This is a genomic window from Ahniella affigens, from assembly GCF_003015185.1.
Lineage (GTDB): Bacteria > Pseudomonadota > Gammaproteobacteria > Xanthomonadales > Ahniellaceae > Ahniella > Ahniella affigens.
In genome coordinates this window covers 4,094,319-4,105,052 of record NZ_CP027860.1, presented here as the reverse complement: position 1 = coordinate 4,105,052, position 10,734 = coordinate 4,094,319, and the positions used below count along the sequence as shown (strand labels likewise).

Here is a 10,734-nt window from a genome sequence, read left to right as displayed (position 1 = left end):
GGTTAAAGCCCCCCCCCTATAAAACAAAAATTTGGGACAGCCATCTTTCGAATCAAAAATTTGGAAAAGTGGATGTCCATGAGAGCGCTTTACTGGACAGCCACTTCTCCGATTTTTTTACCGAGACCCATCCTTTTGTCGCCTCAAAGAGGCGCGGTCACTGTCCACCTATGCATCCTTGCGTCGATCAGGAGGCCCGAAACATGCCGGATGGGCTCCAATTCGGAACGATCCTCGCCTTGCTTGGCTCCATAAGGTAGGTCATGCCGCGTTGCGGCCACGTGTCGCCAGCCGCCGTTGGGAGTCCGAAACAAGTGGCTTAAAGCCCCAACCCCACTCGCGGTCGCGGCGCGTCCGTTGGAACCGTCGGTCACCGCCGAGTGATGGCATCGGCGCGAGTCGATACCCATCTGACCGCCATGGACGCACAACGACTATGCGATATTTCGCCCGCCTATCCCTGGCGTTACTGCTGCTCGGAGCGACTTCTGCTTACTCGTTCTGCTGGTGCAGTACGGACGGTGCCTTTTAGTGCAATTCAAATCCGGAGTACGGCGAGATCGAGCGGCTGGCTTTGGGTGGTGATGCCGATACGCAATTCGAGATGGGCGAGATCTACTTTCACGAAAGCCGCTCCGTAAACGGCAACTTGCAGATCGCTAGCGATTAGTATGAACGATCCGCCGCACAGGGGCATCATGAAGCTGCCCCAGTGTGCACTTACAAGGATTCCAAACTGGCACCGAAGTGAGACGAGCGAAGCGCATTGAGCACGGTAGTGTGTTCTCGCCAACAGTGCAGCTCCTGAAACGGACATGTCAAGGCTTCGGTCCAACATTCGAGCCTATACTCGAACCGAATGGCGTTTCGAACCGACTTGTAATGACAGCGTTCTCGCATTTGACTTCAGATTCGCACAATTGGCCCAAGCGCACACTTCCCTGAAGCCACTGAGGCGAGATATCAATGAAGACTTCCCTACCAATCCTCCCGGGCATGGATGCAATCGGCTCCACCTATGACATCTTTGGCCGGTACGCAAACGTTCTAAGCTGCCGCGAAAAGATCTTCGACTTTGGCGAAGCGGACGGAACCTATAGCCATGAAAACGTCAATTACAGCTACCCCAAGGCGGCAGGTTTGAGTCTCAGTAACATCAGCAGAGCAGACTATGAAACAGTCGCAGGAGAGAGCCGAAAACAGTACGTTCAGTCGCTGAACTCGACAACAAAGCTCGCTGGCAACTACAGCTTCTTCGAAGGCTCCCTGGAATTTGACTTCAATTCGCAACAGGAGCAAACAGAAGACGCGGCGTTCACCACCGTACGATTTCTTGCCCAGTACTGGCGAATGTCATTGCCGCCCGTTGTCGATCGGAGGTTGCTAACGAAACAATTCCTCTCAGACTTGGAAGGAAGTGCCGCGCTTCCACCGGCCGCCTTCTTCAATCGATATGGAAGCCACTACGTCGCCTCACTTTCTGTTGGCGGACGGGCCGACTACAACGCCACAATCAGTAGCTCAACGTTTCGCTCAGACACTGATTTGAGGACTGCAGCTGAACTCTCCTACAAGACGATCAACGGGTCGATAACTGCCCAGGAAGCAGCCCAGTACAAGGAGAAGATCGACCTGTTTATGCAAAATGCTACGGCGAATTCGTCCACAGAAGGCGGCGATCCTGCACTTGCCGCAAATGTGTTGCAAGGCTCAGATGCCTTCAATCGCTGGGTTAAGTCGGTGCAGAGCAATCCTGTAATGGTCGACTTTGATCAAGACAGCCTGCGTCCCCTTTGGAAGCTCTGCCAAGATCAGACTCGCCAAGACGAGTTGGAACGGGGCTTCTCGAATTTTGCCGAATACCGGCTGACCTATCAAATGACAAACAGCCTCGTTCCATCTGGAACCGATCAGGGCAGCAATGCCCATGCCGATCTCGCGCTGTTCAGACCTGGTGGGTTGGCGAATGGCTACTACTGGGTGGGTCAATTTGCCCAGAACAAGTACGGCAGTCCAGTTCCCCAGGCAGCAATTCTAATTGTAAAACCGAATCGCACTGGCGCACTGGCACCGCCCGCCTCGTTTGTAAAGGTCTGGGACGATGGTGGATCTGACCGGCCCAATGACTACTCGCTTTGGCAACCCGTGCCTCCGACAGACTACGTCGCGCTGGGCTGCATCGGGCGGCTGAATGTCGACAATCAGAATCCACCATCTGGCGCAGAGATCGATGGCTTTCGGTGTGTTCACAAATCATTGGTCGACAGTGGAGGTGTTCTCGTTGAAGGCCAGATCTGGAACGATTCTGGATCGGGTGCACGAACAGATGGCGCCGTTTGGTCTATTGCGCCGGCCAATCCCAATGCTGCAATTCGCAGTGGTACGTTTTTCGCTACCGACAGCTACGCAATGCCCGTTGGACCGATCACGACATTGGGCTGTCTGCGTTTCGACAAGTGCGATGCCGGCTGAGGTGATCGTTTGACAAGACTTTGGGAACGCTGTGGATTGTCGCGCTGGATTGTCACGAGGCAACTTGCACAGAACCCAAGTACGAGTGACCCCCGGCTTTGCCGGGGGATACTTTCAGTGCACTATTGATCCGGCGCGGGCAAGCCATTCTTGGTCGTCGCTATCGACCCGGCGGCCGATTGTTGCCCAGGCACACCTCCTGGAAGGTACGCGACTAGTGTCGGCGATCGACTCGCGCGAGTAGGTCGGTTTCCGTCATCCATGTCCGCGATCTATTCGCGACCTACCCACCTGCCGAATGCGGTTCGTCGTCTTCAATGGCTTGAAGCGTCTGCCAGAAAGCAATCAGTCGATTGCAGGCATTTGCACCGGCGCTCCGATACAGGTCGCCGAAGGCGCGATCAGGTTGTGGCCGCCACCACCACACGCGCGCGCCAAGCCCGCACGCTGGCGTGATCCTGTCCCAACAGTCGCTCCAGCTCGTCGACGAGCGCTTGTTGATCCCCGAGCGTTCCTACATGGTCGGCCTGCCACAACTGCATCCAAACCCGATCGATCCCATTCACATCGTCGATCAGAGCGGGGTCCGCCACCAACGATGCCATTAGTTGTCGCGCGAGCGCCTCATGACCGGCCGCGAACAAGCGTTCTGATGCCGCCAGTCGTTGCCGGAATGCGCTACGTCGGCCGAGGCCCGGCGATGCGGCTTGAGCGGTGAGCATCGAATCCACCGCAGAGACCGTGGCAGCGGAAGGCGACGCGTTCAATTGCTGCATCGCCTTTGTGGCGTTGAAGTTGGCAGCAATTGCCGGGGCATCTGGCTGCCTGACAGCGTTCATGAACGCCGACGCCCGCGGCACATCACCCAACCAGTTTGCGATGTCGGCACCGGCAATCCGGGCGCGCTCGCAATCCGGCGTGTCGTCGCCGAGCAAGGTGCAGAACGCCTTGCTGCTGGCTTCGACCATCTTCAGCGCCCGATCACCTTGCCCCATCAGGACCAAGGCACGGGCCATCAGCAGACGACGCGCCTCTCGCGCCGTCGCATTCTCGTTGTCCGGGGCGTTCTGTTCGATCGCTTCGAATCGGGTCAGTGCCTTCGCCGGATCACCCGCCACGATATCCATCGTCGCCAGATTGCCTTCCGAAGTGTGATAGCTGCCCATGTCGGCGAGTCCGGCCGATTTCAGGATGTCCAGACCGCGTTGGCCCCAGGTCCGAGCCAAAGGGAGGTCGCCCGCGTACATGGCGGTCAACGCGCAGTTGCTGAGCATCTGACCGACGCGAACCGGACTGGTGATGGTGTTGTTCTGCACCAGATCTGCGGCGATGCGTGCCATCGCCAGCGCTTCCGACAATTTGCCCTGAGCTCTTAAAATCTGGGCGCGCACGACCGCGAGACTGGCCTTGGCCAGCGGCAATCGGGACTCCGGCACCTCAGCCAACACGGCCTCGCCGCGGGCCAGCGCTGCGTCGGCGTCGTCGAGTTTTCCGGTTCTCAGTAATGCCGTTGCCGACGTTTCGGCAAGACCGACTTGTTCGAGTGCAGTCAATTCCGGCAGTGAAGCCGCCAGAGGCTCCAGCGTCTTGATGGCGGCAGCAAAATCGCCACGAGTCAGCTGGAGATCGGCAACGGCAAGCACGACCGATTGTGTCGCTCGTTGATCCTCAAAGACCGCAGCAACCCGGATGTCGCCGAGCACTTGAATCAATGTGTCAGGGGCAATGTCAGTTCCCGACTGCAGCAGTCGATTGAACACGCTGGCGTAGTGTTCCTGTAGCAGCTCTTGCCGAGTCAACTCGCGAACAGCGGTTTGTCGCTCGCTTTCGGCTTGTGCCGCAAATTGATTCGCGCGCTGCGCCTGCCAGAGTGCCACGCCCGTGATCACCGTGAGCACCAGTGCGACGGCAACCGCGACGCGCCAGCGCCGCAGCCATTTGCCGAAGAGATACCGGCGGCCGCCTTCATGCGCCAGTACCGGTAAATTCGCCTGCCAGCGTTGCAGCTCGGCGTCGAATTCGGCCACGCTGGCGTATCGCGATGAGGGTTCCTTGCGTAACGCCCGTTGCAGGATCGCAATCAGGTCACGATCGAGATGCCTCGGCAGCGTTGGCGTATCTTCCAGCACCGCGCGCAGTTGCGCCGTCGCCGTCAATCCCGGGAACGGGCTCTCGCCGGTGAGCAGGCGGCAGCCGAGTGCTGCCAGGCCATAGACGTCCGTTGCGGCCGAGCAGCGCTCGCCACGCACCTGCTCGGGCGCTGCATAAGCCAACGTATAACCCGCGCTGGTTGCCGTGTCTTGCGGTTTCAACGATTGCGCCACGCCGAAATCGAGCAGCACGACACGACCGCTCGCTTCGATCAGGATGTTTGCCGGCTTGATGTCCCGATGCAGGATCAGTTGTGCGTGCGCATAGGCGACGATCTCTGCGACTTGCCGCAACAGCGTGATCCGTTCCGACAAGGACGATTGACGTTCGTCGACATGGCGATCGATCGGTACCCCATCGATCCGCTCGATCACCAGAAACGGCGTGCCGTTCTCACGCACGCCGCCGTCGATCAATGCCGGCAAACCGGGATGTTTCAGGGTTGCGAGCAACTGGCGCTCGCGCAGCAATCGCCGAATCGCGTCCGGTGATGGCGGGTCGCCGAGCGGCATTTTCAGCACGGCACGCTGTTCGAATCCCCCTTCTTGACGCGAGACGGCAAGCGCCACGGCTTGACCACCGCGGCCGAGTTCGCTGTCGACGCGCCAGCGCCCAATCCCGTCACCGGGATTGAATGATCGGTCATGCAGCACACTCGCCGCCGCCGGTTGCGCAAAGAACTCGGCATGACGACTCACGCCCAGCAGCAACTTCCGAACCGAAGCGATCGCCTCGGGCGAGAACGCGGTCGCCAGCGATTCCAGTCGCGTCAGCTGTTCATGATCATCGACTTCGGCCAGCAGATCGAACAGCGCGTCGATGTCGTTCAGCAGTGGGGTGGGGCTCGTGTTGTTCGACGGGTCATTCGTCATCCAGAAACTCCGCCAGCATCGCGCGCGCCTGCAACCAGTCGCGCCGCACCGTTTTTTCCGTGACGCCGAGGATCTCGGCGATTTCCTGATTCTCGAAGCCAGCAAAAAAACGCATTTCGACGACCTGGACGAGCCGCGCATGCCGTACGCGCATTCGCGTCAGGGCCTCATCGATTGCCATCAATCGCTCCATGTTGCCGGTATCCAGTGCCACTTGTGCGGCTTCGATCAGACTGACTTCGGGGGCGTCTCGCTTCTGTGCTTGACGATTGCGGATGTGATCGATCAGCGCATTGCGCACGACCGTCGCGAACAATGCATAGTAGTGCTCGCGGTCCAGCCCGCCGCCCGCCGATACCATCCGCAGGAATCCTTCGTTCACCAGTGCCGTCGTGTTCAGCGTCTCGACTGGCAGCGCGCGTCGCTGGCCGGCGGCGATCGCGCGAAGTCGGGCGTAGGCCGCCGGCAGGAAGGACTGCCGGAGCGGCTCGTCGGTCAGTGCCTCGTTGGTCAGTGCCTCGGAGTCTTCCGGAGTTCGTCGATCGTCTCGGGACAAGGCCGATCCTGCAGTTCTGTGGCGAAGGCCTGATCATGCCATGCACTTCGCTGTACCGTCAGGTCGACCTGCGCCCGTGTCCATTCGCGACGCGGCGAGCGTCAGCCGGGGTCAATCCGCCAATCGCTTTTCGATTGCCGCAAGACGCGCTTCCAGCGTGTCGACCTGATCCCGCAGGGCTTCATTGTCGGCACTCAGTTCCTGCATGCCACGCACGGCCATTGCTTCGAAACCGCGCATCGACAGCATCAGGTAACCATCGTCCCCTTCACTGACCCACTCCGGCATCACCTGCTGCACTTCCTGGGCGATGAACCCAAGATGGTGGCCCTTGGGCTGGAACGCCGCCTTGCCGGCATCCTTGTAGTGATATCGAACGGCGCGCAGCGCGTTGATCTGATCCAGCGCTCCAGAATAGTCTTCCACTTGATCCTTCAACCGCAAATCGGACAAGGTGCTGATCGTGCCCGTCGTTGTCTGCAGTTGGCCGGTGTTGGAGAGCGCCATGCGGAGTGTGCCGCCGGCGCCCGGGTTATTCGTATTGTCATTGTGCACACCGCCTTCGAACCAGCTGAAGCCGCCGTTGACTGAAGTGCGGTAGTACTGCCTTGCTGCCTGCACGCCGATGCCGTACTCGGTGCCCCACAGGTTGACCATCTGGCGAACCTGGCTGCCGAAGCTCAGTGCGCCGGGCGCGTTGACCACCGCGTTGCCATTCACGGTCAGGGCGGCGCCAGCCACCGGTGTATTCGTGTTGATCGCCATGCCGCCTTGGGCTCGAACAAGAAACTGGCGTGGTCCCGTGGAGTTGAAAGCGGTGCCTTGATCGTCTGCCCAAACATATGTGCCGTTGTCGCCATCGCCGTCACCCGAGTCCCCGATCGCACAGGAGAGGTCGCCGGAGTCGTTTCCGGGACGCACGCCCGCGTCCTTGCCACTGGCCATGCTGTAGTCACCGCCAGCACAATTGACGCTGCCCCCCGAGACGGTGCTGCCGTAACCACCAGCCTTGTTGAAGAATCCCCCGCCGACGGTGCTGAAGCCACCATGTGCTCGATTGACATAACCACCGCCAACGGTTCCCGAGTCACCGCCTGTGGTGTTGAACGTCCCTCCTCCGATGGTGGTTGAGCTATTCCCAGCCGTATTTCCAAAGCCACCACCAATCGTCGAAAAGGCGCCCTGCGCAGAATTCTTATACGAAGGTTCGAGAGCGCCATTGATGCCTCTGGTGGCGCCACCACCACCGACCGTTGCTCCGACGTTCGATACTTCGTTGGCCGACGAACCCAACACGACGCTCGGCGCGTCACCCCATGAGCTGACCGTGCCGCGCGGTTCGAATCGACCGACCCGATTGTTGAACGCACGCAATTGCAAAGGCTGGTTGTCCGTCGTACCGATGAAATCGGTTGCCGGATTGGTGCCCGCGTTGCCGACGCGACTCCAAGCGTCGGCAGAACCAGCCGGCCCTTGCGGACCGGTATCGCCGGTAGCGCCCGTCGGACCGATCGGACCCTGCGGCCCTTGAATGCCCTGGATTCCCTGAATTCCTTGGGGACCGGTCATGGCCGTTTCGCAAGTCACCGAACCATTCGCATTGACGACACGAATCGCTTGTCCGGATGGGCAACTGGCGGTGACGCGCGCCTGCACTTCGGTGCTGTTGATCTGCGCGCTGCCGATCGCGCCATTGACGACAGTCGCCGCAATCTGCGACGACGAAGCAAAGGTCGCCTGGGGTGTCGGCAGGAGTTTCGTCGCCGGGCTCAGCGTCGTGTAGGCACCGCTGGACGCACCCGGGCGCACGCCGATCTGCAGTTGATAGTCGCCGCCGGCGATTGCTGGCCCAAAATCCAGTTCGACACTGAACACCCCGGCACTGACGAGCACGTCGTCCTTGATCAGTGGCGAGCCGATATTCGTGCCGCCCGTGGTCTGCAGCGTGAACTGCAGGTCATACGTGCCGGTCGCGGCGATCGTGGCATCGGTCAGCGAACCCTGGTACGTGAACCCGTTGCCGATGGCGAAAGCCGGGCTGGCCATTGCGGACAAAATCGCCAGGACCCATGGTTGAATCGAATTACCGCAATTGCGAAACATGATGGACTCCCGAGAATTGGTGTTGATGGCGTATCCGGAAAACGCGGCGAAAAACGGACATCTGCGATGGATGCCGCCAGACGCGGCCATCAGGCCAAGGCGACCGGCGTTGTCCGGAAACGGGTTACGGCAACACGAACCAGATATTGAAGCGTGCGTTCGGGTTGATGACTTCAGCGGTCAGACTGGTCTGATAGATCACCCAGCGACCCGCAGGACAACCTGCTGTGCCCAGATCACTGTAGTAGATCGCCATCGGATTGCGCGGGGGCGCGGTGCCGCTGGACTGGGGGCCGAAGTTCGGTGTCATGACAATCACTGCAGCGGGATTGCCGTTCAGAAGGGGATGGTTGAGGTAGGTCCGCGTATTGGCTCCGGAGCCGCCGTCACAGAGATTCACGCCGCTCAGGACCTGGTGCGTGAAGGCGGGACTGGTCGTCGAGTTGACGCCGGTGCCGCCCCAACGCAAACCACCCGCAGCGCGGATCGAAAATTGATTTGGCCCCGTCGAGACAAAGTCGGCCGATTGACTATCTGCCCAGACAAAAGTGCCATCGTCGCCGGCGGGTTGCCCAGTGGTCAGACCGATACAAGGGCCCGACGAAGGCGCGGTGCCACCTGGGCGGACTTTCGCTCGGTTCCCGCCAGCCCAGCTTTCGATGGCACCTGCGCAATTGCCACTGCCACCGCTCACGGCGCTGTACCAGCCAATGGCCTCGTTGTTCCTGCCGCCAGTGACGGTACTGAACAAGCCGCGGGCAGTGTTTTCTGAGCCGCCGGAAACCGTGCTGTACGTGCCGCTTGCCAGATTCGAGTGGCCACCCGCGACGGTTGCAAAAGCCGAATTCAACGGATTGCCGGTGCCATCTCCGGCCTGGTTGTTGAACCCGCCACCCACGGTCCCGAAATGGTTCGTCACCCGGTTCGGGCCATCGAGTGGATACGTTGGGTCGCTGTTGCCAACCGGAACACCGCCGCCGGCGATGGTGGCACCCCGCACAGTCGGTGATGCCGAGTTCGCGCTGCTGCCGGCAATGATGTTTGCGGTGATCGGGATACCCCCGAACAGCTCCGTGGACGGATCAATCCGAAGACTTTGGACATTGTGCGTGCGGAACACCAGCGATCGGGCGTCCGTCGTGCCGAGAAAATTGGTGGCCGAGTCTGTCCCGGCATTGCCGAGTCGGCTCCACGCATCGGCGGAGCCCGCTGGTCCTTGAGCCCCGGTGGCACCCGTTGCGCCTGTAGCACCCGTCGGTCCCGGCGGCCCCTGGATACCCTGGATGCCTTGGATTCCTTGAGGGCCGGTCATGGCTGTTTCGCAGGTCACCGATCCATTCGAGTTGACGACACGAATCGCCTGTCCCGATGGGCAGCTTGAAGTCACCCGCGCCTGCACTTCGGTGCTGTTGATCTGCGCGCTGCCGATCGCGCCGTTGCTGACGGTCGTCGAGATCTGTGCGGCCGCTGCAAATGTCGCTTGCGGAGTCGGCAGGATCTTCGTTGCCGGGCTCAGCGCGGTGAACGCGCCACTCGATGCACCGGGCCTGACACCGATCTGCAGTTGATAGTCGCCGCTGGCAATGGCCGGGCCAAAATCCAGTTCGACACTGAACACGCCGGCGCTGACCAGCACATCGTCCTTGATCAGCGGCGAGCCGATGTTCGTGCCACCCGTGGTCTGCAGCGTGAACTGCAAATCGTAGGTGCCGGTTGCCGCGACGGTGGCATCACTCAGCGAACCTTGATAGGTGAATACAGTGCCGAGTGCCTGAACGGGATTCGACAGGCTGGCCAGCAGGGCCAAGGTCAGAGCATGAAGTTTCATCGGAGATTCCTCGATTGATGGCGCGTGATTGCTGCAGATGACTCAGTTCTCGAACCCGTTGCCGAACACCGCATCGGGCAGCGGTGGCGCGGCCACCGCAGGACCATGAAAACCACCGGTGAGCTGATAGCTGCCGCCAGACACTTGCGTCACGGCGCTTTGTCCGACCGTGCCCACCAAGGCATAACCGCCGCCCAACGCGGTCTGACCGCCACCGGCGATCACCTGTTTTCGCAGCTCGTAGGCGCCACCACTGGGACCGGATTTCGTGTGTGCTGCCATGGCGAACAGGCAACCCGAGGTGATGTGCGCGCGTTGCGCTCCCGTTCCATCGGTCGGTGCATCCCAGCAAAACCCCTGGCGATGCTCGTTCGCATCGAAGGCCGTGGAGTCACCGAGCAGGATCACTTGGTTCGCATCGACGAGTGCATCTATTCGAATCGCGAACGGGCTCGTGGCACCAGGTGATGTCCATGGCATCACGACCGGTGTGTCGAACGTCACCGCAACGGTGGCGTTCTGAACTGGCACCGCAGTCAGGGTGATCGGCGGCGCCAGAATGCGCCCCGAATTTGGATCGATCGCGGTCAGGCGCAGATCATGGCGACCATCGGCGAGCACGTCCTTGCCGCCGAAGGTGCCAAGGAAGGTCCATGATTTGGCATGGGCACCGGCTGCACAGAACAGCAGGAAAAAGCACGGGTGAAAGCGGCGCACGGCGAACTCCCATTGGGTGGCGTTGATAGCGCACC

At 60.5% G+C, this 10,734-nt stretch carries 7 protein-coding genes; 1 reads left to right on the top strand and 6 read right to left on the bottom strand.

Going from position 1 to position 10,734, the window contains the following annotated elements; translation table 11 throughout:
* Positions 1-538 precede the first annotated feature (538 nt).
* Positions 539-700, bottom strand: a complete 162-nt coding sequence (locus C7S18_RS24535; protein ID WP_170113299.1) for a hypothetical protein — start codon at positions 698-700, stop codon at positions 539-541.
* Positions 701-966: 266 nt separating this feature from the next.
* On the opposite strand from C7S18_RS24535, the gene C7S18_RS15775 reads away from it, so the two are divergent.
* Complete coding sequence (locus C7S18_RS15775; protein ID WP_106892473.1) at positions 967-2,472, top strand: Vps62-related protein; 1,506 nt, start codon at positions 967-969, stop codon at positions 2,470-2,472.
* Between the two features lie 401 nt (positions 2,473-2,873).
* Here the strand turns inward: C7S18_RS15775 and C7S18_RS15770 are convergent, their stop codons facing one another.
* The 5 genes from C7S18_RS15770 to C7S18_RS15750 all read right to left on the bottom strand — a co-directional run bounded on the left by C7S18_RS15770 (position 2,874) and on the right by C7S18_RS15750 (position 10,699).
* The gene (locus tag C7S18_RS15770; RefSeq protein WP_106892472.1) at positions 2,874-5,495 is read right to left on the bottom strand and encodes a protein kinase domain-containing protein; all 2,622 of its coding nucleotides are present in this window, start codon (positions 5,493-5,495) and stop codon (positions 2,874-2,876) included.
* Entirely contained in the window at positions 5,485-6,051 is a 567-nt protein-coding gene (locus tag C7S18_RS15765; RefSeq protein WP_106892471.1) for an ECF-type sigma factor, read from the bottom strand. Before C7S18_RS15765 ends, C7S18_RS15770 begins: the two co-directional genes overlap by 11 nt.
* A gap of 111 nt (positions 6,052-6,162) precedes the next feature.
* On the bottom strand, positions 6,163-8,154 hold the full coding sequence (locus C7S18_RS15760) for a tail fiber domain-containing protein (protein WP_170113298.1): 1,992 nt from the start codon (positions 8,152-8,154) through the stop codon (positions 6,163-6,165).
* A gap of 124 nt (positions 8,155-8,278) precedes the next feature.
* Complete coding sequence (locus C7S18_RS15755) at positions 8,279-9,982, bottom strand: DUF7452 domain-containing protein (RefSeq protein ID WP_106892469.1); 1,704 nt, start codon at positions 9,980-9,982, stop codon at positions 8,279-8,281.
* A gap of 42 nt (positions 9,983-10,024) precedes the next feature.
* On the bottom strand, positions 10,025-10,699 hold the full coding sequence (locus C7S18_RS15750) for a hypothetical protein (protein ID WP_106892468.1): 675 nt from the start codon (positions 10,697-10,699) through the stop codon (positions 10,025-10,027).
* Between the last annotated feature and the right edge of the window lie 35 nt (positions 10,700-10,734).